The sequence below is a fragment of the Hyphomicrobium sp. DY-1 genome, from assembly GCF_047497105.1.
Taxonomy (GTDB): domain Bacteria; phylum Pseudomonadota; class Alphaproteobacteria; order Rhizobiales; family Hyphomicrobiaceae; genus Hyphomicrobium_B.
This window is the reverse complement of record NZ_CP134870.1, coordinates 2,948,585-2,971,212: the sequence shown is the minus strand read 5'-3', so window position 1 is coordinate 2,971,212 and position 22,628 is coordinate 2,948,585. Positions and strand designations below refer to the sequence as shown.

21 protein-coding genes are annotated in these 22,628 nt (G+C 60.3%); 7 read left to right on the top strand and 14 right to left on the bottom strand.

Features of this window, described 5'->3' with window-relative positions; translation table 11 throughout:
* The first annotated feature begins 91 nt into the window (after nt 1-91).
* Nucleotides 92-988: a UTP--glucose-1-phosphate uridylyltransferase GalU gene (gene galU / locus RLW41_RS14320; protein WP_013946383.1), complete on the top strand. Its 897-nt coding sequence runs from the start codon at nt 92-94 to the stop codon at nt 986-988.
* Nucleotides 989-1,290: 302 nt separating this feature from the next.
* Complete coding sequence (locus RLW41_RS14315) at nt 1,291-2,322, top strand: KpsF/GutQ family sugar-phosphate isomerase (protein ID WP_414461908.1); 1,032 nt, start codon at nt 1,291-1,293, stop codon at nt 2,320-2,322.
* A gap of 13 nt (nt 2,323-2,335) precedes the next feature.
* On the opposite strand, the gene RLW41_RS14310 is transcribed toward RLW41_RS14315, so the two are convergent.
* The 7 genes from RLW41_RS14310 to thiS form a co-directional block, all read right to left on the bottom strand.
* Nucleotides 2,336-2,788, bottom strand: coding sequence for an NfeD family protein (locus tag RLW41_RS14310; RefSeq protein ID WP_024275399.1), 453 nt, complete (start codon nt 2,786-2,788; stop codon nt 2,336-2,338).
* 36 nt (nt 2,789-2,824) lie between these two features.
* Nucleotides 2,825-3,805: an SPFH domain-containing protein gene (locus RLW41_RS14305; RefSeq protein ID WP_409562337.1), complete on the bottom strand. Its 981-nt coding sequence runs from the start codon at nt 3,803-3,805 to the stop codon at nt 2,825-2,827.
* A gap of 176 nt (nt 3,806-3,981) precedes the next feature.
* Nucleotides 3,982-5,043 carry a ferrochelatase gene (gene hemH / locus RLW41_RS14300; RefSeq protein ID WP_414461907.1) on the bottom strand — a complete coding sequence of 354 codons (1,062 nt, stop codon included), beginning with the start codon at nt 5,041-5,043 and terminating at the stop codon, nt 3,982-3,984.
* A 40-nt stretch (nt 5,044-5,083) separates the two neighbouring features.
* Entirely contained in the window at nt 5,084-6,136 is a 1,053-nt protein-coding gene (locus RLW41_RS14295; RefSeq protein WP_414461906.1) for a CHAD domain-containing protein, read from the bottom strand.
* A gap of 120 nt (nt 6,137-6,256) precedes the next feature.
* Nucleotides 6,257-6,859, bottom strand: a complete 603-nt coding sequence (locus RLW41_RS14290; RefSeq protein ID WP_414461905.1) for a thiamine phosphate synthase — start codon at nt 6,857-6,859, stop codon at nt 6,257-6,259.
* Between the two features lie 28 nt (nt 6,860-6,887).
* Entirely contained in the window at nt 6,888-7,703 is an 816-nt protein-coding gene (locus RLW41_RS14285) for a thiazole synthase (protein WP_414461904.1), read from the bottom strand.
* 33 nt (nt 7,704-7,736) lie between these two features.
* Nucleotides 7,737-7,955, bottom strand: a complete 219-nt coding sequence (thiS, locus tag RLW41_RS14280) for a sulfur carrier protein ThiS (RefSeq protein WP_414461903.1) — start codon at nt 7,953-7,955, stop codon at nt 7,737-7,739.
* 168 nt (nt 7,956-8,123) lie between these two features.
* On the opposite strand from thiS, the gene RLW41_RS14275 reads away from it, so the two are divergent.
* Entirely contained in the window at nt 8,124-11,567 is a 3,444-nt protein-coding gene (locus RLW41_RS14275) for an acyl-[ACP]--phospholipid O-acyltransferase (protein WP_414461902.1), read from the top strand.
* Here the strand turns inward: RLW41_RS14275 and RLW41_RS14270 are convergent.
* The 3 genes from RLW41_RS14270 to RLW41_RS14260 are packed head-to-tail and all read right to left on the bottom strand — an operon-like array spanning nt 11,526 to nt 14,771.
* Nucleotides 11,526-12,524: an FAD-dependent oxidoreductase gene (locus tag RLW41_RS14270; RefSeq protein ID WP_414461901.1), complete on the bottom strand. Its 999-nt coding sequence runs from the start codon at nt 12,522-12,524 to the stop codon at nt 11,526-11,528. The genes RLW41_RS14275 and RLW41_RS14270 overlap by 42 nt on opposite strands.
* Before the next feature lie 25 nt (nt 12,525-12,549).
* On the bottom strand, nt 12,550-14,295 hold the full coding sequence (gene ggt, locus RLW41_RS14265; protein WP_414461900.1) for a gamma-glutamyltransferase: 1,746 nt from the start codon (nt 14,293-14,295) through the stop codon (nt 12,550-12,552).
* Nucleotides 14,296-14,345: 50 nt separating this feature from the next.
* Complete coding sequence (locus RLW41_RS14260; RefSeq protein WP_414461899.1) at nt 14,346-14,771, bottom strand: cupin domain-containing protein; 426 nt, start codon at nt 14,769-14,771, stop codon at nt 14,346-14,348.
* Nucleotides 14,772-14,932: 161 nt separating this feature from the next.
* Between RLW41_RS14260 and RLW41_RS14255 the strand changes: the two genes are divergently transcribed.
* The 4 genes from RLW41_RS14255 (at nt 14,933) to otnI (ending at nt 18,742) form a co-directional block, all read left to right on the top strand.
* The gene (locus tag RLW41_RS14255; RefSeq protein ID WP_013946370.1) at nt 14,933-15,190 is read left to right on the top strand and encodes a hypothetical protein; all 258 of its coding nucleotides are present in this window, start codon (nt 14,933-14,935) and stop codon (nt 15,188-15,190) included.
* Nucleotides 15,191-15,647: 457 nt separating this feature from the next.
* Nucleotides 15,648-16,811, top strand: a complete 1,164-nt coding sequence (locus tag RLW41_RS14250) for a L,D-transpeptidase family protein (RefSeq protein ID WP_409562326.1) — start codon at nt 15,648-15,650, stop codon at nt 16,809-16,811.
* Between the two features lie 156 nt (nt 16,812-16,967).
* Nucleotides 16,968-17,936, top strand: coding sequence for a lipoyl synthase (gene lipA, locus RLW41_RS14245; RefSeq protein WP_414461898.1), 969 nt, complete (start codon nt 16,968-16,970; stop codon nt 17,934-17,936).
* A gap of 17 nt (nt 17,937-17,953) precedes the next feature.
* Nucleotides 17,954-18,742: a 2-oxo-tetronate isomerase gene (otnI, locus tag RLW41_RS14240; protein WP_414461897.1), complete on the top strand. Its 789-nt coding sequence runs from the start codon at nt 17,954-17,956 to the stop codon at nt 18,740-18,742.
* Nucleotides 18,743-18,763: 21 nt separating this feature from the next.
* Here otnI and RLW41_RS14235 read toward each other — a convergent pair whose 3' ends face one another.
* From RLW41_RS14235 to cysT, 4 genes are read right to left on the bottom strand one after another with little or no spacing between them, the layout of a single operon-like run.
* Complete coding sequence (locus RLW41_RS14235) at nt 18,764-19,702, bottom strand: CysB family HTH-type transcriptional regulator (protein WP_414461896.1); 939 nt, start codon at nt 19,700-19,702, stop codon at nt 18,764-18,766.
* Nucleotides 19,699-20,793: a sulfate/molybdate ABC transporter ATP-binding protein gene (locus RLW41_RS14230; protein WP_414461895.1), complete on the bottom strand. Its 1,095-nt coding sequence runs from the start codon at nt 20,791-20,793 to the stop codon at nt 19,699-19,701. Before RLW41_RS14230 ends, RLW41_RS14235 begins: the two co-directional genes overlap by 4 nt.
* On the bottom strand, nt 20,793-21,686 hold the full coding sequence (gene cysW / locus RLW41_RS14225; protein WP_414461894.1) for a sulfate ABC transporter permease subunit CysW: 894 nt from the start codon (nt 21,684-21,686) through the stop codon (nt 20,793-20,795). Before cysW ends, RLW41_RS14230 begins: the two co-directional genes overlap by 1 nt.
* Complete coding sequence (cysT, locus tag RLW41_RS14220) at nt 21,686-22,522, bottom strand: sulfate ABC transporter permease subunit CysT (RefSeq protein WP_414461893.1); 837 nt, start codon at nt 22,520-22,522, stop codon at nt 21,686-21,688. The genes cysW and cysT overlap by 1 nt, the downstream gene beginning before the upstream one ends.
* Between the last annotated feature and the right edge of the window lie 106 nt (nt 22,523-22,628).

Below are 22,628 nucleotides of genomic sequence, written 5' to 3'. Positions count from 1 at the left end.
CTGCGCGACAACTTCGTCTTTCGGGCACGCTTAAATCCAAAATCGTAAACAATTGAACCTGGAGCGCGAGCCGGCGCACTTGGAGCATATGATGAACGCGATCAAGAAACCAATTCGCAAAGCCGTATTTCCTGTTGCCGGTCTCGGCACCCGGTTTCTGCCTGCAACCAAGGCCGTGCCAAAGGAAATGCTGACGGTCGTCGACCGTCCTGTGCTGCAGCACGTCGTCGATGAGGCGCGCGCCGCCGGCATCGAGCATTTCATATTCGTCACTGGACGGAACAAAGGTGTTATCGAAGACCATTTCGATAAACAGTTCGAGCTTGAAGCGACGCTCGCAACGCGCGGCAAGAAAAAGGAGCTTGAGGCCCTCGAACGCGACCTGCCGCAAGCCGGCCAGACGAGCTTCACGCGTCAGCAGGCGCCGCTCGGGCTAGGCCATGCCGTTTGGTGTGCCCGCGAGCTTGTTGGCAATGAACCGTTTGCGTTGCTTCTGCCCGACATGCTTCACCACGGACGCACGTCCTGCCTCGCCGACATGATCGACGCCTATTCGCAAACCGGCGGCAATCTAATTGCGGTCGCGCCAGTCCCCGAAGATCAGACGCACCAGTACGGTATCGTCGGCGTCAAGGACGTGAAGGCCAAAGTCTCCGCAATCACGGAAATGGTCGAGAAGCCCAAGCCCGGTACGGCACCGTCCAATTTGCACATTACCGGCCGCTACGTCCTGCAGCCTGAAGTATTCGATCTCCTCGCGAAGCAAGAGCGCGGCGCCGGGGGCGAAATTCAGCTGACGGACTCCATGATCGCTATGATGAACGGCGCCGGACAACCGTTCCATGCCGTGCGTTTCGACGGCGATATCTACGACTGCGGCTCCAAGCTTGGCTTCCTCACCGCCAATGTCGCCATCGCTCTCGAACGCGATGACCTCGAAAAGGACTTCCGCCGCGAGCTCAAGCGTCTCATCGGCACAAACGTCTGAGCGATCGGTCTGCCGGGTGTTCTCCCGGGCAATTCCCGACGCGAATCAGAGAACGCCGACCTTCGCTACCATTGCGCCGCCACAGACAAAGAGGGTGGCGCAATCGGCCGCCCATCAACAGTGCAAAGCTTCGCTTAGCCCCCGCGGCCGCGCGTCCTCCCCTGAAAACACTTGGTTAATGCACGGCTGCGGCGCCGCTGGACTTGCATGGACCGCGCTAGAACGCGAAAAGTGTTAACGCCAAGCCGCCGGGTCCTTTATGTTCAGGCAGACGCGGCAGGCGAACGGGGGACATAGAGCGCATGCAACGGGTCATTCCATTCCAGTTACCTGAAATTGAGCGACAGGAAGCAGAGGTTGTCTCCGGCGAGGCGACACCGATTTCGTCCGCCCTTCGTACACTCAATCTCGCGGCCGAAGGGCTCGCCCAGGTCGCGCACGATATCGCTGGCCCCCTCTCCGCCGCTTTCGACGAAGCCGTCGGCCGGCTGAAGGCCGTCGACGGTCGCGTCATCGTAACGGGCATCGGCAAGAGCGGCCACGTCGCCCAGAAGATTGCCGCGACTTTCGCATCGACCGGTACCCCCGCGTTCTTCGTCCATCCGAGCGAAGCCTCCCACGGCGATCTCGGCATGATCACGAAGTCCGACATCATCGTCGCGTTTTCCTGGTCGGGCGAAACGGTCGAACTCAAACCGATCATCACTTATTCGCGGCGCTTCGCGGTACCGCTCATCGCCATCACATCGCAGGCAAACTCTGCTCTTGGCAAACAGGCGGACGTCGTTCTGCAGCTGCCGCGTGTGAAGGAAGCCTGCCCCCACGGCCTTGCGCCGACGACATCGACGACCATTCAGCTCGCCCTCGGCGACAGCCTTGCCATCGCGCTTCTCGATGCGCGCGGCTTCACCGCCCACGATTTCAAGATCTTCCATCCTGGCGGCTCTCTCGGCGCCAACCTCAAATACGTTTCCGACGTCATGCACCAGAATGAGCGGATGCCGCTGATCGAGACTGGCGCTTCGATGGCGGATGCGCTTGTTGCGATAACGGCGAAAAGCTTCGGCTGCGTCGGTGTCACCGACGCCGACGGCAAGCTCATCGGCGTCATCACCGATGGCGATTTGCGTCGCCATATGGGGCCGGACTTGCTTCGGGCCAGCGTCAATGACGTCATGACCGCCAAGCCCAAAACCATTGCACCGACGTTGCTGGCATCAGCCGCTCTGGAACTTATCAATTCCTCGCGGATCACGGCGCTCTTCGTCGTCGACAAGCAAAAGCCCGTCGGCATCGTCCATGTCCACGATCTGCTTCGCGTCGGCGTCGCCTAGGAACCGCGGCGCATCAAACCCGTGAAACGACGAGCACGGTACCGTCAGCGCCCGTGACTTTGACATTGGCGCCCTTAGGGCCGTCCTCGCCTTTCGCCACCCAGACGGTGTCGCCGACCCGGACCTTCCCGCGTCCGTTGACGATCGCATCCTCAATCGTCACGATACGGCCGATATACTGCGCGCCGCGAATGTTGAGATCGGCAACGTCAGGATGCGCCGACTCTTCACGGCTCTTGTGCCGAACCCAGAACACTGCCGCCATGGCGATCAGCGCGAACGCAATAAGCTGCCACTCCCAGGCGAGCGGCGTCGTCAGGCCGATAACGCCGACGATTGAGGCCGACAATCCGAACCATACGAAGTGCACGCCGGGAACGATCGATTCCATAATGAACAGAACGACGGCCAGCGCGAACCAGAGCCAAGCCCCGAATTGTCCGATCAGTGACGAAAGACTTTCCATTGACGCCATCGCTCCCTCTGCGAGTAAGCCCTGGCCTTATGTCGTCGGTACCGAGCCGGAGCGCGGCGTACGAGGCGGCGACGACTTCGGAGCATCGCCGCCGAACGCTTCTCCCGCAATCTGCGCGATACCGCCGAGCGATCCGATGACCGACGACGCTTCCAGCGGCATCATAATGATTTTCTGGTTCGGGGACTTCGCCAAGGCTTCGAGCGCCTTCATATAATTGTTTGCGACGAAGTAGTTGATCGCCTGGACGTTTCCGCCCGCAATGGCGTCGGAGACCATTTTCGTGGCCTTGGCTTCGGCTTCCGCCGACCGTTCGCGCGCTTCGGCATCGCGATAGGCAGCCTCACGGCGGCCCTCCGCTTCCAGAACGACGGCTTGCTTTTCGCCTTCGGCTTTTAGAATGGCAGCCTGGCGAAGACCTTCCGATTCAAGGATCTGCGCGCGCTTCTCGCGCTCGGCCTTCATCTGCCGGGCCATGCTGTCGACGAGATCCCGCGGCGGCGCGATGTCCTTGATCTCGATGCGCGTCACCTTCACACCCCACGTCTCGGTGGCGGCGTCCACGACTTGCAACAGCCGGTGATTGATCTGATCGCGGTTCGACAACAGTTCGTCGAGATCCATCGAACCCATCACTGTACGGATGTTCGTCATCGTCAGGTTGACGATGGAATGTTGGAGATTATCGACCTCATAGGCCGCCTTGGCCGCATTCAGGATCTGATAGAAGGCGACGCCATCAACCGTCACCATCGCGTTGTCGCGGGTGATGACATCCTGACTCGGAATATCCATCACCTGTTCTTTCATGTTCAGCCTGTGCGTCACCTTTTCGAGGATGGGGATCAGAATATGCATTCCCGGAACCAGCGTCCGCGTGTAGCGGCCAAGGTTCTCGACCGTGAAGTTCGAGCCCTGCGGAACGATTTTGACAGTCGACCAAAGCCCCCAGATCGCAGCCGCCAAAAGAATAAAGCCAAAAAAACCGAAACCGCCGAAATCGGACATGCCGTCCTCCCCTCACGAACGAATCGAAATGAAAATGGGAAATTCGCGCGTCAGGTTTAAGTCTCGGAAACAAACATTCGGTAAATATTGGGTAATATATCGATATATGGCAGTAAAAAGCAGGAAATTGAACAAGAATTAGTGGCCAATAAGAAGAATTGGCCACTTTCCAGTGTCTAAAGCCATCCCGCCAGCTCGCGTCGAACGACCGCTTCAATAACGTCCACCCCTTCGGGACTATCATTGAGAGCCGGCAAATAGGCGAATTTTTCTCCGCCGTTCGACTCGAAGATATGCCGGTTCTCGCGATCAAGTTCCTCAAGCGTTTCGAGACAATCGGCAGAAAAACCCGGCGCGACGAGTGCGATCTTTTTCACACCCGATTTCGCCAATGCTTCGACGGTCTTGTCGGTATAGGGCTGCAGCCAGGGATCGGTACCGAAACGCGATTGGAATGTCGTCAACCACCGGCTTTCCGGAATTCCCAATTTCTCGCGCACAAGCCGCGACGTTTTCTGGCATTGGCAATGATACGGATCGCCAGCCGCGAAATACTTCTCCGGCATACCGTGAAATGTCGCGATGATTTTCTCGGGCTCGAAATCGAGCTTCGAAAGCGCCGCGCGCATCGACGTCGCCAGAGCCTCGATATAAGCCGGATGATCGTGATAGCTCGGCGACGTCCGGATCGCCGGCTGCCAACGCATCTTCATCAAGGCCCTGAATGCCTGATCATTCGCCGTTGCCGTCGTCGCCGCAGAATACTGCGGATAAAGCGGGACCAGCAGAATACGATCGCAGCCCTGGTCCTTCAGCGCCTTGATCCGGCTTTCTGTCGACGGATTTGCGTAGCGCATCGCCCAATCGACGATGACACGCGGATCGTTGCCGAGCCGCTGCGCCAACCGCTCGGCCTGATTGCGAGTGATCGTCTTCAGCGGACCTTCGTTCTTTTCGTTATTCCAGATCGTCGCGTAGTCGCGACCTTTGCGCGACGGGCGCGTCGTCAAGATGATAAGATTGAGGATCGGCCACCATTTCCACTTGGGTTCCTCAATCACGCGGTCGTCGGATAGAAACTCCTTGAGGTAACGGCGCATCGGCCAATAGCTGGTGCCATCCGGCGTACCGAGGTTGAGCAGCAGAACGCCGATGCGGCCGAGCGCGACGGGTGGATGCTCTCGCGGCAACGCGACCGCCTCGCTAGCGAAATTGCCTTGTTTCGGAACTTCGTTCATCCGCTCTCCCAACGCCGGCGTTTATTGCGATCCTACAGGATCAGGCCCGGCGCTTCGACGGGGTACGTCTTTCGTCTTTCGCGGCCACTCTCGGCTTCGCCGGAGCAGGCCGTAATTCCGGTGCCAGATCCCGGACTTCCGCCGCAACCGGCGCAGCTTCGTCCTGGACACCTACTTGGCCCGAAGGAGGCTGGACTTCAAGCTGCGGATCGATAGAACGGCTGCAGCGCCAATAGGATGCCACGCGGCCAACGAAAGCGTCGGACTTCTCGGCAAAGAGGCGCTTGACGCGATATTCCGCTGTGGCGCGCAAGAGTTGCTGCTGCTGCCGACAGAGCGTTACTGCAGCATCTTTCTGCTCATCGGTCATCGCTGGAGACTTGGCCGCCGCTGCAATCAGTACCGCCAGATCATGATCGTCGCCGAGAAACTGCGAGAGTTCGCGTGCCGCGTGCGCCCTGACGGCAAATTCATCGGGCCACGCCTTCGACAAAAGCGACATCTGCCGCCAATGCCATTGCACCGCCTTGCGCAGATCATGAAAATTCTCGTCGGTCGGTTCTTCGTAGGCATACTTCGATGCCTTCCGCCCTTTGCGATAGCTTTCCGCAAGCCCCCCGGAGAGCGCTGCAAAGCCACGCTTGCTGAAGGGCATCTTCGCAAACTTTGCGGCTTCACGCTCCAACAGATGCTGCGCCCTGCGCGCAATATCGGGCTCGAGCGTTTCCGGCTCGTCTGGCGTCTCGGCCGTCAGCGCCAACTTCAGCGGCGCAAGCGACGCTGCAGCATTCGCAACATCATTCGAAAGTTTGCCGATTGTCTCCAACATCACGGTGCGGTCGCGGCGCGCTGACAGCAGTCTGGCAATCTCACCCAGCGCCTTATTCCGCTGCCGAGCCTTATCGCCGCCGATGGCGCCGGCGGATAACCGCACCAGCGAGCGCAGCCGCTTCAGCGACTTACGGCACTCGTGGACGTTTTTAGCTCCGACATCCGCCCCTGCGAGTTCAGCCAAGGCGGCGTCCAACTGCTCACGCGCAATCCGGCGAAAGCCTTTTTCAACAGGCTCATGGGTTTTGAAGCGATACGGCATACGCAGAAACGGCTCTGAACTCGGGCGAGGACGGGAAATCGTTAGCGTAAATTCGAACCACACAAAACTGTCATAAACGAGTGCGCTGACAAGGTCCTGGTTAACACGAAATTCGTCCGTCTATCGAGTTTGCAACTGTCGCAACCAGAGTTCGATCCGCTCATCGGGGCGGGCGGCCGTAAAGAAATCAGTAATCACGGCGAGGCTATCAGCGCCCGCTTCTAATACTCCGGCCGCACGCTCAGGAGTCAAACCGCCGATTGCCACGAGCGGCAACCTGCCGATCCTGCGCCGCCATTCCTTAATTTTATCAAGACCTTGCGGAGCCCAAGGCATCGCCTTCAGCTTCGTTTCATAGATCGGCCCGAGCGCCACATAATCAGGTTCGGCCGCCAGCGCGTTATCGAGTTCGACAATATCGTGCGTCGAGATCCCGAGCTTGATCCCCGCGAGCTTGATGGCTTCGAGGTCAGCGTCGCGCAGATCGTCCTGTCCCAAATGGATAAAACCGACGCCCGCGTCCAGCGCTGCTTCCCAATAGTCGTTGAGCACCAGCGTACAGCCATGCTCCTTGCAAAACGCATTGGCGCGTTTGGCTTGCGCCGCAACATCCGCGGCGGACGCGTCCTTGATCCGAAGCTGCACGAACGTCACGCCGAGAGGCACGATGCGCTCAAGCCAGCCGACATCCGGCACGATGGGATAAAAGCGATCGAGGATCATCTGCAGAAAACTCTGATACCGCCGCTACTCAATCGAGATCGAAAAACGGCGTGCCTGCGACGGGCGTTGAGGGCACGGCCATATCACGCGCCGGAATGAGACCAGCTTCGTATCCCAGTCGTCCCGCCTGAATCGCAGCTGCGAAAGCGGCCGCCATGCGCACCGGATCGGCAGCCTTGGCGACTGCCGTATTGAGCAGCACCGCGTCGTAGCCTAGCTCCATCGCCAACGCCGCATGGGACGGCGCGCCGATGCCCGCATCGACGACGAGCGTAACGTCAGGGAAATAAGCCCGCAAACTCTTTAGCGCCGGAGCGTTGGCCAAACCGCGTCCGCTGCCAATCGGCGCGCCCCACGGCATGATGACCTCGCATCCAGCACGCTGCAGACGCTCAGCAGCCGACAGATCTTCCGTCGTATAAGGAAGCACCTTGAAGCCGTCGCGCGCCAACACGCCGGCGGCCTCCACCAACCCGAAGACGTCAGGCTGCAACGTGTCGTCGTTCGCGATCACTTCGAGCTTGATCCAATTCGTGTCGAACAGCTCGCGCGCCATTTGCGCGGTCGTAATCGCCTCGCCCGCCGTCCGGCACCCGGCCGTGTTCGGCAGCACGCGCACACCGAGATCACGAATGATTTCGAGAAACCTCTCGCCAAGCTTGCCGCCGGCTGCCTCACGACGCAGCGACACCGTCACGACGCTTGCAGCCGAAGCCGTAACCGCACCTTTCAGGATCGCCGGAGACGGATAACCCGCCGTTCCGAGCAAAAGCCGCGATGCAACCGTCTCGCCGTAGATCAAAAAGCTCTGCGCCGTGTGCAGCTTGTCGTCACGAATGTTCATATCGACCCAAAGGCCTCATCTAGCCGCCCAGATCTAACCACCTTGGCGCGCGGAAACGATCTCAACCCGATCGCCGCCGTCGAGCGCCGTCGTAGCACGCCGTGCCTCGGGCACGAACTGGCCATTAAGCGCGGTCGCGACCTTGGCATCGGCAAGCCCCTGCTCTTCGATCAGAGCTTCAAGCGTACGGGCCACGCTTTCGGTTTTTCGGCCGTTGACGACCAGTTCGATCCTGGCCTCGTGTTGTACCATCGCCCTATCTTCTGACCTGATCGCCGGACATGGGAATTTCAACATCGTTTACCAGAGCGCATGCCGATTTTTTACCTCATATCGTCAAAATCGATCAAAAAGGCCCCGCCAATCCGCCGCATTGCTCCCTTCCATCTCTCCGCTTCGCAGAACAAGGACCGCCCGCACATGTTTGCCCGCCTGTTGTCGTCGCGCCGTTTCGCGCCGCTGTTCTGGAGCCAACTGCTGGCGGCGCTCAACGACAATCTGCTCAAGAACGCGTTGGCCATGCTCGTCGTCTACAAGCTGGCCATGGAGAACGGCGCGGCGTTGGGCACACTGGCAGGCGCCGCGCTCGTGCTGCCGTTCTTCCTCTTCTCTGCACTCGCGGGCCAGCTGGCCGACAAGTTCGATAAGGCTAAAGTCGCAGCGCGCGTCCGGTTGATCGAAATTCCAATTGCGGTCGCTGCCGCCGCGGGCTTCCTGATCCCATCCGTGCCATTGCTGTTCGTTGCGCTGATCCTGTTCGGCACCCTGAGCGCCTTTTTCGGACCGGTGAAATACGGCCTGCTACCATCACACCTCGAAGTGAAGGAATTGCCATCTGGCAACGCCTTGATCGAAGGCGCAACGTTTATCGCCATTCTGATCGGCACCGTCGGCGGTAACTTCGCGTCCGGCAGCCACGCGGAGCTGATCGCGGTCTCCTGCACCATCATCTGCATTTCGGTTCTGGGCTGGCTGTCCGCACGCCAGATCCCGCCAGCGCCGTCATCCGTGCCCGATCTCAAGATCGACAGAAACATCGCAACCTCGACGATCACGTTGCTGAAAGATCTGCGCAGCGACAAACGCATCTGGCAAGGCGGACTGATCACCTCATGGTTCTGGCTCGTCGGTGCAGGCGTTCTTGCGCTGCTGCAGAACCTCATTCCACAGGTGCTGAACGGCGCACCCTCCGTTTATACGTTGGCGCTTTTCACATTCGCGGTAGGCGTCGCTTTCGGATCGGTCGTCGCCGCCCGCGCCAGCTCCAACCGCCCGAACCTCGCCCTCGTTCCGATCGGCGCTCTGCTGATGGGCATTTTCCTGCTTGATCTCGCTTGGCTCGCTTCAAGAATACAGCCCGCCGCGACGCCAATGACGCCGTGGGACGTGCTCACGACGCTCGGCGGACTCCACATGCTTATCGATCTCGCAGGCATCGCAATCGCGGGCGGCTTCTACATCGTGCCCGCGTTTGCCGCGGTGCAGGCTTGGTCGCCGGTCGATCACCGCTCGCGCGTCATCGCAGGCTGTAACGTCCTTTCGGCTGCGTTTATGACCGTTGTCGGCCTGCTGATCGCCGCTCTGCAGTTCGAAAAAATTTCCGTCGCCACGCTTTATGCGGGCCTCGGCCTCGCCAACATCGTCGTCGTCGCACTCGTCCTGCGCGCGTGGGGCGCCGAGGGCGTGAAGGATGTCAGCCTGTTCCTGTTCAAGACGTTCTTTGGGCTCGAAGTGCACGGCCGCGAAAACCTTCCCAAGGCCGGCGAGCGCGCGATCATCGCGCCAAACCACGTCAGCCTGCTCGATGCGGGCCTCATGCACGCCTTGGTGCCGTCGCACACGGCCTATGCCGTCGACACGATGATTGCGCAAACATGGTGGGCAAAGCCGTTCCTGAAGCTCACGCGTTTCTACACCATTGACCCGACACGCCCGCTCGGCATGCGCGGCCTCATCACCGCGGTCAAAGAAGGAACTTCCATCGTCATCTTTCCGGAAGGTCGACTGACCGTCACCGGCGGCCTGATGAAAGTCTACGACGGCACCGCCATGATTGCCGACAAAGCCGACGCGCCGATTATCCCTGTGCGCATCGATGGTCTCGAACGCTCGCACTTCGGCTACCTCAGCAAAGCGCAAACACGCAAAGCTTGGTTCCCGAAAACGACGGTGACGATCCTGCCGCCCGTCTGGCTCAAGATCGATCCGGCCCTTCGCGGCAAAGCCCGACGTCAGGCAGCGGGAGCGGCCTTACAAGACATCATGACCGACACCGCCGTGCTGACGACGCCGATCGACCAGACGCTGTTCGAAGCACTCGTGCTTGCCCATCAGACCCGCGATACCGGCAAGCCCGCCATCGAAGATCCTCTCGGCACCAAGCTCACGTACAAAAAGCTGATCGTCGGCGCACAGGTGCTGGGCGCCAAGATCGCGCCAATGCTGCCGCCCGTCGGATCATCCGTCGGCGTCCTGTTACCGAACTCGGCTGGCGTCGTCGTCACGTTCTTCGCGCTGCAGACGATCGGCCGCGTCCCTGCGATGCTGAACTTCTCTGCAGGCCCTGCAAACGTCGTCTCGGCGTGTAAGGCTGCGAAGGTCGACATCGTTCTGACGTCGCGTGTGTTCGTCGAAAAGGGACATCTCGAACCGCTGATCAAAGCTCTCGAAGGCGTCGTGCGCATCGTTTATCTCGAAGACATTCGCCCGACGATCACCTTCGCCGACAAGGTCAAGGGCCTGATGCAGGGCACCCGCCCGCAGGTCGCGGTCGATTACAACGCTCCGGCCGCCATTCTGTTCACGTCAGGTTCGGAAGGCACGCCGAAGGGCGTCGTGCTTTCGCATCGCAATCTGCTCGCGAACTGCGCACAGACACTGACGCGAGTCGCATGCAACGGCACCGATAAGGTCTTCAACGCTCTCCCCGTCTTCCATTCGTTCGGGCTGACGGCAGGCGTGCTGATGCCGCTCGTCGCTGGCGTGCCGATCTTTCTTTATCCAACGCCTCTGCACTATCGGATCATTCCGGAACTCGTCTATCAGTCGAACGCGACGATCATGTTCGGCACCGATACGTTCCTGACGGGCTACGCCCGGGTCGCCCACCCTTACGACTTCGCCCGCGTACGCTTGGTCGTTGCCGGTGCCGAAGCCATCAAGGACCGCACGCGCCAGCTTTACATGGACCGCTTCGGCGTACGCATCCTCGAAGGCTACGGCGTTACAGAGACTGCGCCCGTCCTCGCGCTCAACACCCCACTTGCCAACAAGGCGCACAGCGTTGGGCGCATGTCGCCGCTGATGGACTACAAGCTCGAAGCCGTGCCCGGTATCGAGCAAGGCGGCCGCCTCTACGTCCGCGGTCCGAACGTCATGCTCGGCTATTATCGCGCGGAAAATCCCGGCGTCCTCGAACCGCCGGCCGAAGGCTGGCATGACACCGGCGATATCGTCGAGATCGACGCACAGGGCTTCATCTTCATCAAGGGCCGCGCCAAGCGCTTCGCCAAGGTCGGAGGTGAGATGATTTCGCTGTCAGCCGTCGAAGCTCTCGCCGCCGAACTTTGGCCGCAGCAGACGACGGTCGTCGTCGCGCTTCCCGATCAGCGCAAAGGCGAACGCCTTGTGCTGCTGACAACCGACGCCAAATGTAAGCGCGAAGACTTCCAGAAATTCGCTCGTCACAAAGGTTCGACGGAGCTGATGGTCCCGGCGGAAATTCTCGTTGTCAGCAAGATCCCACTGTTAGGCACGGGCAAGCCCGATTATGTCGCGAGCCTTGCGCTTGCCAAGGAGATGGTTGCCGCAAAGCAGCCGACGTCAGGGAGCGCTGAACAGAAGCCCCTCACGCCGGCCGTCTGAGAGGTAAGCCAGCACCTCGCGCGCGAGCACCGGCGCCAGCAGGAACCCGTGCCGGTACGCGCCGTTGACGCGGATAACTTTGCCGCCGTCTTCGACGACGATGCGCGGAACGTTATCGGGAAACGCAGGCCGGACACCCGCGCCCATCTCCAAAACCGACGCTTCGCCGAACGCCGGGTGCAAGGCATACGCCGAACCCAGAAGATCGAGCGCCGACTTGAGCGTCATCGGCCCGTCGTCCTCCCGCTCGACGACACTCGCCCCGACCACAAACCGTCCGTCGCCCTGAGGCACGATGTAGATCGGCTGCCGCGGATGTAACAGCCGCACTGGCCGCGAAAGGCCGACATCACGCGTTTCGATAAGCACGCGCTCGCCACGCACGCCCCTCAAAGGCTTGAGATCGCCTTGTGCGCCGATACCCCGGCAATCAACGACAATGCCGTCCGCGTTACCGTTCCACTGCACGCCGAGATGGAGCTCTCCGCCCAGCGCTTTAATTTGATCGAGAAGCCAATCCAGTGCCTTCCGCGCATCGAGATGCGACTCGGCCTCGAAATAGAGCCCGCGCTCGAAGCGGCCTGCGAGCGCAGGTTCGAGTTCGCCGATGCGCGCCGCACCTACGAGGTCATGTCCCTCGGTCATGTTTTGGAAGCGCGCCAGATCGCCTGCGTCGCGCGCGTGCGCCACGACGAGCGTGCCATTGTCGATCGTCGCCGGATACACATCACGCCAGATCTTCAGCGCCTCTCGGCCGAGATCGCGAACGATCGGCGGTGCGCCCTCGGCTTCGCATTCCGGCGCAATCATCGCGCCTGCCCACCGGCTCGATGCCCGCGCAAACGGCGCGCTACTTTCTTCAATGAGGCGAATGCGATAGCCGGCTTTGGCCAGCGTATAAGCTTGCCAAAGGCCGAAAATGCCTGCACCGACGACGGTGATGGTCGAATTGTTCACGTCTAAAGCTGCCTGCTGCTGTCTCTCAATCGCCGAGCGCTACGCCTTCGCGGCGCGGATCTGCTCCGCCTTCGAGCAAAGCGCCATCTCGCGCAACCGTATTGACGCCCGACGTCATCGTCGCGCCAGCGACGGCCTGACCGTATAGCGTAAGTTCATAAGCGGGCCAAAGGATCGGCTGCGAATACTCGATCAATACCGGTCCGCCCTGGCTGCCGAAGTTGGTCAGAGACGCCGCCTGTTGCGCGTTCATATCCCAATCGATCATCGCAACGAGCGTCTTCACAACATAGAGAATGATCTGCGACCCGCCGGGCGAGCCGGTCACGATCTCCGGATTTCCGTCCGCGCCGAGCACGATCGTCGGCGCCATCGAGCTACGCGGACGCTTTCCACCTTCGACGGCGTTAGCGACAGCTATGCCATGATCGTCGACAGGCTTGAACGAAAAATCCGTCAGCTCGTTGTTGAGCAGGAATCCCTTCGCCCACAGATGCGAACCGAACGCGCTCTCGATGGTCGCCGTCATCGAGAACGCATTGCCATCATCGTCGATGATGGACATCTGCGTCGTGCCGGGCACCTCATACGTCGCATCGACGCCGAATGTCTTCTTCGCGAGTCCCGGCGGCAGACCCGGCTCGGCTTTCTGCATCGCTCTCTTCGGATCGATCAGCTTCCGCCGCTCGGCGAGGTAGCCATCGTCAAGCAAACCCGAGGGAACAGGAATGCGCTCGGGATCGCCGATGTAGCGGTTGCGATCGGCATACGCGAGCTTTTCAGCTTCCGAGACGATGTGCAGCGCTGGCGCGGTCATCGCCGCAGCCGGACCTTGCACTTGCGGGAACAGTTCGATGAGCTTCAGCACCGCGCCGACCGTCAACCCGCCAGACGATGGCGGCCCCATCCCGCAGACCTTACGCCCGCGATAATCGACACAAACCGGCGGCCGCTCCGGCGCGGCATACAAAGCGAGATCGGCGGCGGTCATATCGCCTTTGATGCTTGTCGCGCCTTGCACAGCCGCAACGATCGCATTGGCAATATCGCCGGAATAAAAAGCCTCCGGCCCCTTATCCGCGATCACGCGAAGCGTCGCGGCATATGCCGGGTTCTTCAGCAATTCGCCTTCCGCGCGCGAGCGCGTTCCGCCTTCGTAAAAGTACGCGCGCGCTTCCGGCGCAAAGTTTTGCGGGTCGTCTTTCGCAAGCAGAACAGCAAGCCGCGGCGAAACGTGAAAGCCGTTCTCCGCAAGCTTGATCGCCGGATCGAACAAATCCTTCCACGGCAGCTTGCCGTGCTTTTCATGCGCCACATAAAGAGCGCGCAACACGCCCGGCACGCCGACGCTTAGGCCCGACAAAACGGCATCTTCGAAGGCCATCGGCTTGCCGTCTTTGGTCAGGAAGCGGTCCGGCTTCGCGGCGGCAGGCGCCGTTTCGCGTCCGTCGTACGTCGTGACCGAACGCGTCTTCGCATCCCAGTACGTGATGAAAGCCCCGCCGCCGAGCCCCGACGACTGCGGCTCGACCAGCCCAAGCACCATCTCAGCCGCGATTGCAGCATCGACCGCGGACCCGCCGCGACGCAGAATCTCGCGGCCGGTCTCCGCCGCCAGCGGCTCTGCCGCAGCGATCATATGCCGTTTGGCGGTAACGAGTGCTTTCTCGGTTGTTCCCGATGCTGCCTCAGGCGGCGGCCGAAATTCCTGCGCCGACGCTACGGTGGCGACAAGCAGACACGAAGCGGCGAGTAAAATTCGAAACGTCATTCCATCTCCGGGGAGGGTGTACCGCACCCGGCCCAAAGCGCGTGCGGAGATCAATAGCTTTGCTGGATGAAACTCTCGGGCGTTCCGTCTTCAGGGTTGACGAAGATGATATCCTTGGGATCGCGCCGGGGCGTATCGACCGAAAGAAATACCACTGGTCCTTCAAGGATATCGGGGAGCGCATGGACCGTCCCCTTCTCAAAGAACAATAGCTGACCGGGACTGAATTCCGCAATCGTCGCCGGATCTTTCATCCAGAACGTGCCGCGACCTGAAAACACATAAAGATACTCGTCGCACGTGGCGTGATAATGCGGCGGCGTCGGCTTGTAGACGCGGAAAACCCGCGCGCTCGCAGCCTCCCTGTTCGTGAGGTAGCGGTCGACGAGCAGAGTCGTCGCTGTCTCGGGAAACGACGCGGCGACCTCGGCGATATCGAAACGGCCCGTCGCCGAAGCTCCCGGTTTTTCGCTCATGAATAGAACCTCGAGTTTCCTGGTCTCGACAGTACCCCGCAGTGGCAAATCCGGCACGCGGCGCGATTCCCCTGTTTATGGCGCTTTGACAGTGGCTGTCTTTCGAATGCGCACCCGCTAGTTTCCGGCCGGGGAGACCCATTTTCGATCTGGAGGGGCAAATGCGCTCATTGAAACTCGGATTTGCAGTGGCTGCAGTAACGTGTGCACTTTCTGTAACGGCTCAGGCCGGCAGTTGCGTCAGAGTTGCAGCGGTCGGCGATGGCCTGACCCACGACCTCGCCGTTATCATGTCGACCCACGGTCTCGCGAACATCATCGAGGGTAAGGGCCGCACCGGCAAAGGCCCGGTTCACACCAAGTGTGTGCCCGGCACGTTCGGCACCCAGTGCACCTCCTGGCAGAACGCCTGCAACTAGCTCTCGATAGTAGACTGACCGACATCATCGCGCGGCCAAATTCCGTCGGCCTGGTTTCGCGCGATGATGCCTGAGGCCCTACCAGTTACGGCCGCAGCTGCTGTGTTTCCGCACACACCGGCAATCCATACTGAACAATCGTCTCGAAAACGGACGCGGCACAACGCGGCCAGTGTTCCGATTTTGTTCCCGCCGCAGCTCTATCGAAGCCCGCACTGGTTCAGACAAAGAACGAACATCGTCTGTCCCCGTCATCGAACCGCAACACGCAGTGCGAAAATTTCGAAAACTCTTGGAAAGTCAGCGATCCGAACACAATCGGCGCCCAACTGTGACTTCCCTGCTCTGCCGATAAAAACGGTCCTGAACTATACCCGCTCTTCATAATTCGGCGCACAGGATGATCACCCGTTCTGTGCATTGTTAACTATTGTTGCCAAACCGGAGCATCCCCCCGATGAATCTGCCACGTCGCCTCAGCGGATTAGCTCTCGCCGCCCTCATCATGGCTGGCGGACTGGTTTCCGCGTCTTCGGCCAAAGCCGAGGATCTCGTCGATTTTCTCTGGGGTGGCAGCCCTGAATATGGCGGTGGCCGCAGCATCGTCTCTTTCGACCCGCAATATAAGCCGGGCCAGATCATCGTCTCGTTCTCCGATCGCCGCCTCTACTGGATCATGAAGCCGGGCGTTGCGCTGACCTACCCGGTCGCCATCCCGACCGGCGAAGCCCGCTGGCAAGGCGTTACCAAAGTCTCGGCAAAGCGCGTCAACCCACCGTGGACGCCGACGCCTGAAATGGTCCGCAACAACCCCCGCCTGCCGCGTTGGGTCCCCGGCGGCCATCCGATGAACCCGCTCGGTATTCGCGCGATGTATCTGGGCTCCAGCGCCTATCGCATTCACGGCACAGACGCGCCGTGGACCATCGGCCAGGCCGTTTCGCACGGCTGCATCCGCATGACGAACCAGGACGTGCTGGACCTTTATCCGCGCGTGCCGGTCGGAACGCGCGTGACGGTCACGTGGCAGCAGTTCAAGACGCAGACCATCTCGGATGGCAGCAACCTGCCGCGCTATACCGACAAGGACTCGAACCCGCGGGCCGCAGCGGCGGTGCCCGCCCAGAGCCAGCAGCCCGAGCAGACGGCCGCCAAGCAATCGACTGGCGGCGGCATCGAAAGCCTGTTCTTCTGGGACGAGCCGAAGAAGCCGGTTGCGACCGCTTCCGCCTCTGAACCGGAGCCGCAGAACGATCAGCAGAACGCGCGCGACGCCACGAAGGACGATGACGATTTCGTGCCTGAGAAGAAGGCCGAAGCGGAAAAGCCCGCAAAGAAGGTTCACGAAGCGCGCGCCGTAATTGAAGAGCAAGCCCCGACGGACGCGCCGAAGAAGAAGGCAACGAACGCCTCGGCCGCCAAAAAGAAGCCGGCGGCCGCTGCCGTCGCGAAAGTCCCCTCGGCTTCCGATCCGTCCACGGATCCAACGGTTGCAGTTCCGGACCCTGTCAAGCCGACAGCTGCGACACGGGCATCCGACGCGACGCCTCGTGCCACTAAGGCATCGGTTTCGAGCAGCGAAATTGCTCATGTCCGGCAGGCATCGGTTCGAGTGCAATAAGCTGCCACGATCCGGCCTTGGAAATGCAAGGGCGGCTCCCACGAGCCGCCCTTTTTATTATCCTTCCCCGCGTCTGTCGCCGATCAGCCTAGCCCTAGGTCTTGTTGCAATCCGACCGCCACGGCGGCTATGCTCGGCCAACCTTCAGTTGGACAGATGGCGACCTTGACCACTCTGCTCGATACCGTCGGCATGCCGCCACGTCCGCGCCATCCCGAGAAAGCTTCGCATACTGATACCCCGGCGCTGCCCAAGCCGAACTGGCTACGCGTGCGCGCCCCCGGCTCGACGGGCTACGACGAAACCCGCTCGATTGTCCGCGCTCATCGCCTGCACACGGTCTGTGAAGAAGCCGCCTGCCCCAACATCGGCGACTGCTGGCAGAAACGCCATGCCACGATGATGATCATGGGAGGCGTCTGCACGCGCGCCTGCGCGTTCTGCAACGTCGCAACGGGATTGCCCACCGCGCTCGATCCTGACGAACCGAAGCGCGTCGCTGATGCCGTCGCCAAACTCGCCCTTGAGCACATCGTCATCACGTCGGTCGATCGCGACGACCTGAGCGACGGCGGCGCGGCCCATTTCGCCGCAACGATCCATGCCATCCGCGCAGCGTCTCCCGAGACGACCATCGAAGTTCTGACGCCGGATTTCCTGCGCAAGGACGGCGCGCTTGAAATCGTCATCGAAGCCCGCCCGGATGTCTTCAATCACAACCTCGAAACCGTACCGGGCCTCTATTTGAAAATTCGCCCCGGCGCGCGCTATTTCCATTCGCTGCGGCTGTTGCAGCGAGCAAAGGAACTCGACTCGAGCGTCTTCACGAAATCGGGCATCATGGTTGGCCTCGGCGAAACACGCGAAGACGTTCTACAAGTCATGGACGATCTGCGTTCCGCCGACGTCGATTTCCTGACGGTCGGACAATACCTGCAGCCGACGCGCAAGCACGCCGAGGTCAAGCGCTACGTCCCGCCGGATGAGTTTGCCAGTCTCGAACAAGTCGGACGCGCCAAAGGCTTTCTGCTCGTCGCCGCCTCGCCGCTCACTCGGTCGTCCTTCCACGCAGGCGATGATTTCCGCCGCCTCAAAGCGGCCCACCGCGCCCGCGTCTCGCCTTAGCCCGAATAGAGAAACCAATGCCGAAGTTTGCGGCCAACCTGTCGCTGCTGTTCAACGAGCTGCCGTTTCTCGATCGCTTCGAGGCCGCCGCAGCAGCGGGCTTCGACGCCGTGGAATTCATGTTTCCCTATGACTTCGAAGCCGAGGACATCCGCGCCCGCCTCAAAGCCAACGGGTTGCAGCTCGCTCTATTCAATCTTCCCGCCGGTAATTGGTCGGCAGGAGAACGCGGCCTCGCGATCTATCCGAACCTTGTCGGCGAATTCCGCGACAGCGTTACCCGCGCGGCGAAATACGCGACGACCCTCGGCTGCAAACAGCTTCATTGCCTCGCCGGCGTCGCCCCCGTCGGCGGCGACATACGCGCCATGCGCAAGACATATGTCGAAAACCTGCGCCATGCCGCGCATGTGTTGGCCGCCAACGGCATCACGCTCCTGATCGAAGCCATCAACACCCGCGACGTTCCGGGCTACTTTCTTGACACCACGGCGAAGGCCGCCGACATCGTCGAAAGCGTGGAAGGGGAAAACCTCCGCCTGCAATACGACGTCTACCATATGCAGATCATGGAAGGCGATCTTACCCCGACCATCGACAAATATCTGAAGATGATTGCCCACGTGCAGATCGCCGATACGCCAGGCCGCCATGAACCCGGCACCGGCGAGATCAACTACCCGTTCATCTTCAAGCATCTCGACAGCGTCGGCTATACCGGCTGGATCGGCTGCGAATATCGCCCCCGCACAACGACCTTCGAAAGCTTGGCGTGGTTTCGCGCGTTGAAACCGCACGTCGGCTAAGCGGGACCGAAATCGGCGCGTTTATGTCGACGCATCTGTCGGCGCCGCCGTCCCTGCCTTGACGACCTTCTCGGTCAGCGCCGGCGCGCAAAGCTCGATGAAGCGATAGGCGAATCCCCGCAGAAAACGTCCGCGCCGTAGCGCAATCCGAGACGTTGACTGCGGAAAGAGATGCGTCGTGTCGAGCAGAGTCAGACCTGTGTCCCGTTGTTCATCGTAAGCCATTGAGGCGACAATGCCGATGCCGAGCCCGACCTCGACATACGTCTTGATCACATCGGCATCAAGCGCGGCCATGACGATATCAGGAGCAAGATTGGCCGACGCAAACGCCGCATCGATTGCCGGACGTCCCGTAAAACCCTCATGATACGTGATGATCGGCCATTCGGCGATCTTATCAAGCGTCAACGGAGCGCCGTCGTCGAGCGGATGCCCCTTTGGAACAATCACAGCATGGTGCCACGAATAGAATGGAAACGACACATGCTCGGGCGTGTCTTCCAGCGCCTCGGTTGCGATTCCGATGTCCGCGGTGCCATCGCTCAGCATAGCCGCGATTTCCTTCGGCGTGCCTTGCTGCAGGATCATATGGACGTTGGGAAACTCCTTTCGGAATGCTGCAATCGGGCCCGGCAACGCATACCGCGCTTGCGTGTGTGTCGTCGCAATGGTGATCTCACCCCGATCCGACTTTGCGAATTGATCCGCCAGCCGCTTGATGTTTGCCGTATCGAGCAATATGCGATCGACGATCTGCGCCAGCTCCTTGCCCGGTTCCGTCAATCCTAGAAGCCGCTTGCCACGGCGCACGAACAGCTCAACGCCGAGCTCATCCTCGAGATCCTTGATGTGCTTCGAGACGCCGGATTGCGACGTGTAGAGCGCATTCGCAACTTCTGTCAGATTGAAATTACGCCGCAGCGTTTCTCGAATAATGCGGAGTTGCTGGAAATTCACGACGCGTTGCTACCGTTCTGATCTGAGAAGACACTCAATTTGCGTGCCTTGAGCTTAACACGTTGCCCGGCCGAAAGGCCGAGTGATTGCAATTCGAGGCCCGGAATTTCCACTTCAAAGAATTCCTTCCGGCCCTGTCGCGCCTCGCCGTTAGCAATAAGTTCCACACGCGCAAGCGCACCATTGCCCAGAATTCGGTTAATGCGTGCCGATACGCCGTCCTCAGACTGGTCATAAGAAACAATCTCAGTGTCCTGCGGCCGGCTGAACGCAATGACCTGCTGGCCGTCGGAGAAATGCTTGTCTTCGATGCGTAGCCTCTCGTCACCGATGCGCACGTAGCCTTGTTCGACACGCCCTCGAAATTCGTTGACGGATCCGATGAAGCCATAGGCGAATGCCGTCTCTGGATACTGATAGATTTCGCCCGGTGCACCGATCTGCTCGACTCGCCCTTTGTTGATCAGCACGATGCGGTCCGACACTTCGAGCGCTTCGTCTTGATCGTGCGTCACGAAGATCGACGAGATATGCAGCTCATCGTGAAGCGTGCGAAGCCAGCGACGAAGCTCTTTGCGTACTTTTGCATCGAGCGCGCCGAACGGTTCGTCGAGCAGAAGAACGCGCGGTTCGACCGCGAGCGCACGCGCTAGGGCGATACGCTGGCGCTGGCCGCCCGAAAGCTGCGACGGAAAGCGGTTTGCAACCCAGCCAAGTTGTACAAGCTCGAGTAGACGCGTAACTTTGGCGCGTATCTCTTTCTCACTCGGCCGTTCGCGACGCGGCCGAACCCGCAGCCCGAACGCGATATTCTCGAACACAGTCATGTGCCGGAACAGTGCGTAGTGCTGAAACACGAACCCGACGCGCCGCTGCCGCACATCCTTGTCCGTCGCGTCGACACCGTCGAGCAATATTCGTCCGCTGTCGGCGTGTTCAAGCCCGGCAATCACCCGCAGAAGTGTCGTCTTTCCGCATCCCGAGGGGCCAAGCAAGGCGACGAGCTCGCCGTCCGGGAATTTCAGCGAAATATCGTCAAGCGCCTTGAACGTACCAAAGTTCTTGTTGACGGCTAAAACTTCGATGCTCATCAGCCATGCTCCTCGGTAGCCGACTGGCCTGCCCGCCATTCGACGTAAGTCTTCAACACCAGCGTCACGAGTGCCAACAGAGCGAGCAGCGACGCCACCGCGAACGCGGCCGCGAATTGATATTCGTTGTAGAGAATTTCCACATGCAGCGGCATCGTGTTGGTCTCGCCGCGAATATGCCCAGACACGACCGACACGGCGCCGAACTCACCCATGGCGCGCGCATTGCAAAGGATCACGCCATAGATCAGCGCCCACTTGATGTTCGGCAACGTGACACGCCGGAACGTCTGAAAACCTGAGGCGCCAAGCGAAACCGCTGCTTCCTCTTCGTCCCGCCCCTGCGCCTGCATCAACGGAATAAGCTCGCGCGCAATGAATGGAACCGTCACGAAGATCGTAGCCAGAACGATGCCCGGCACCGCGAATATGATCTTGATATCATGATCCCGAAGCCAAGGCCCGAACCATCCCTGCAGCCCGAAGATCAGCACGTAAATCAAGCCTGCGATGACCGGCGACACCGAAAATGGCAAATCGATCAACGTGACGAGCAGATTTTTTCCGCGAAACTGAAATTTCGCGACCGCCCAGGCCGCCGCCACGCCGAAGACGAGATTTGACGGCACCGATATGGCAGCAGCCAACAGCGTCAATCTGATTGATGCCAGCGCATCAGGCTCGACGAGAGACGCAAAATACGTGTCCACGCCTTTGCGGAAGGCTTCGGCGAACACGGCAATCAAAGGCAACAGCAGAAACACTGCAAAGAACGTCAGGCCCAGTCCGAGCACGACGGCTTTCACCCAAAATGCATCGCGCGTCGCGGGATTGGCTTCGAACTTTCGCGCCCCGTCGAGACGCGCATCGAACGTAGCAGCAAGACCGGCCATCAGATTGCCCTCCCCGTCCGGCGCGACGTCCACGCCTGCAAGCCGTTCACGATCAACAATAGAATGAACGAGAAGACGAGCATCACCGATGCAACGGCCGTAGCGCCGCGATAATCGAACTGCTCAAGTTTCGTGATGATGATCAGTGGTGTGATTTCCGAAACCATCGGGATATTGCCGGCGATGAAAATCACCGATCCGTACTCTCCAACGGCACGCGCAAATGCCAGCGCGAAGCCCGTCAGAAGTGCAGGCAACAACGCCGGAAAAACCACGCGTTGGAATGCCTGCCAGCGGTTAGCACCAAGGCTTGCCGCAGCCTCTTCGAATTCCGTTTCAAGGTCTTCGAGGACTGGCTGCACCGTTCTGACGACGAACGGTAAGCCGATGAACGTCAGGGCAACAAGCACACCAAGCGGCGTGAACGCGACCTTGATGCCTAACGGCTCCAAGAGACCGCCAATCCAGCCGTTCTTCGCATAAATGGCGGTCAGCGCGATGCCTGCGACCGCCGTCGGCAAGGCGAACGGCAGGTCGATCAGAGCGTCGATGATCTTGCGACCGGGAAATGTGTAGCGCGTCAATCCCCATGCCAGCAGCAAACCGAACACCGCGTTGATGAGAGCCGCAAGAAGCGACGCGCCGAACGTCAATTTGTAAGATGCGACGACTCGCGGTGTAGCGACCGCTGACCAAAACTCAGCCCACGACATTGTCGCGGTTTTGAAGAAAACGGCCGACACCGGAATAAGGACGATTAGCGACAGGTACGCGAGCGTAAACCCGAGCGACAATCCGAAACCCGGAAGGACGCGTTTGCGTGAAGCGCTTGCCATGACCCGTTAAATCCTAGGCCAGAAGCGCGACGGCAACGATGAAGCCGGAGACGGCCAGAACCGTCGCCCAGGCAACCACGGTGCCCAACATCTGCGTATTGAGGAT

Bases quoted from the DNA above. Each gene is read 5' to 3' on its own strand.
- galU (WP_013946383.1), top strand. From the start codon at position 92: ATGAACGCGATCAAGAAACCAATTCGCAAAGCCGTATTTCCTGTTGCC.
- RLW41_RS14315 (WP_414461908.1), top strand. From the start codon at position 1,291: ATGCAACGGGTCATTCCATTCCAGTTACCTGAAATTGAGCGACAGGAA.
- RLW41_RS14310 (WP_024275399.1), bottom strand. From the start codon at position 2,788: ATGGAAAGTCTTTCGTCACTGATCGGACAATTCGGGGCTTGGCTCTGG.
- RLW41_RS14305 (WP_409562337.1), bottom strand. From the start codon at position 3,805: ATGTCCGATTTCGGCGGTTTCGGTTTTTTTGGCTTTATTCTTTTGGCG.
- hemH (WP_414461907.1), bottom strand. From the start codon at position 5,043: ATGAACGAAGTTCCGAAACAAGGCAATTTCGCTAGCGAGGCGGTCGCG.
- RLW41_RS14295 (WP_414461906.1), bottom strand. From the start codon at position 6,136: ATGCCGTATCGCTTCAAAACCCATGAGCCTGTTGAAAAAGGCTTTCGC.
- RLW41_RS14290 (WP_414461905.1), bottom strand. From the start codon at position 6,859: ATGATCCTCGATCGCTTTTATCCCATCGTGCCGGATGTCGGCTGGCTT.
- RLW41_RS14285 (WP_414461904.1), bottom strand. From the start codon at position 7,703: ATGAACATTCGTGACGACAAGCTGCACACGGCGCAGAGCTTTTTGATC.
- thiS (WP_414461903.1), bottom strand. From the start codon at position 7,955: ATGGTACAACACGAGGCCAGGATCGAACTGGTCGTCAACGGCCGAAAA.
- RLW41_RS14275 (WP_414461902.1), top strand. From the start codon at position 8,124: ATGTTTGCCCGCCTGTTGTCGTCGCGCCGTTTCGCGCCGCTGTTCTGG.
- ggt (WP_414461900.1), bottom strand. From the start codon at position 14,295: ATGACGTTTCGAATTTTACTCGCCGCTTCGTGTCTGCTTGTCGCCACC.
- RLW41_RS14260 (WP_414461899.1), bottom strand. From the start codon at position 14,771: ATGAGCGAAAAACCGGGAGCTTCGGCGACGGGCCGTTTCGATATCGCC.
- RLW41_RS14255 (WP_013946370.1), top strand. From the start codon at position 14,933: ATGCGCTCATTGAAACTCGGATTTGCAGTGGCTGCAGTAACGTGTGCA.
- RLW41_RS14250 (WP_409562326.1), top strand. From the start codon at position 15,648: ATGAATCTGCCACGTCGCCTCAGCGGATTAGCTCTCGCCGCCCTCATC.
- lipA (WP_414461898.1), top strand. From the start codon at position 16,968: ATGGCGACCTTGACCACTCTGCTCGATACCGTCGGCATGCCGCCACGT.
- otnI (WP_414461897.1), top strand. From the start codon at position 17,954: ATGCCGAAGTTTGCGGCCAACCTGTCGCTGCTGTTCAACGAGCTGCCG.
- RLW41_RS14230 (WP_414461895.1), bottom strand. From the start codon at position 20,793: ATGAGCATCGAAGTTTTAGCCGTCAACAAGAACTTTGGTACGTTCAAG.
- cysW (WP_414461894.1), bottom strand. From the start codon at position 21,686: ATGGCCGGTCTTGCTGCTACGTTCGATGCGCGTCTCGACGGGGCGCGA.
- cysT (WP_414461893.1), bottom strand. From the start codon at position 22,522: ATGGCAAGCGCTTCACGCAAACGCGTCCTTCCGGGTTTCGGATTGTCG.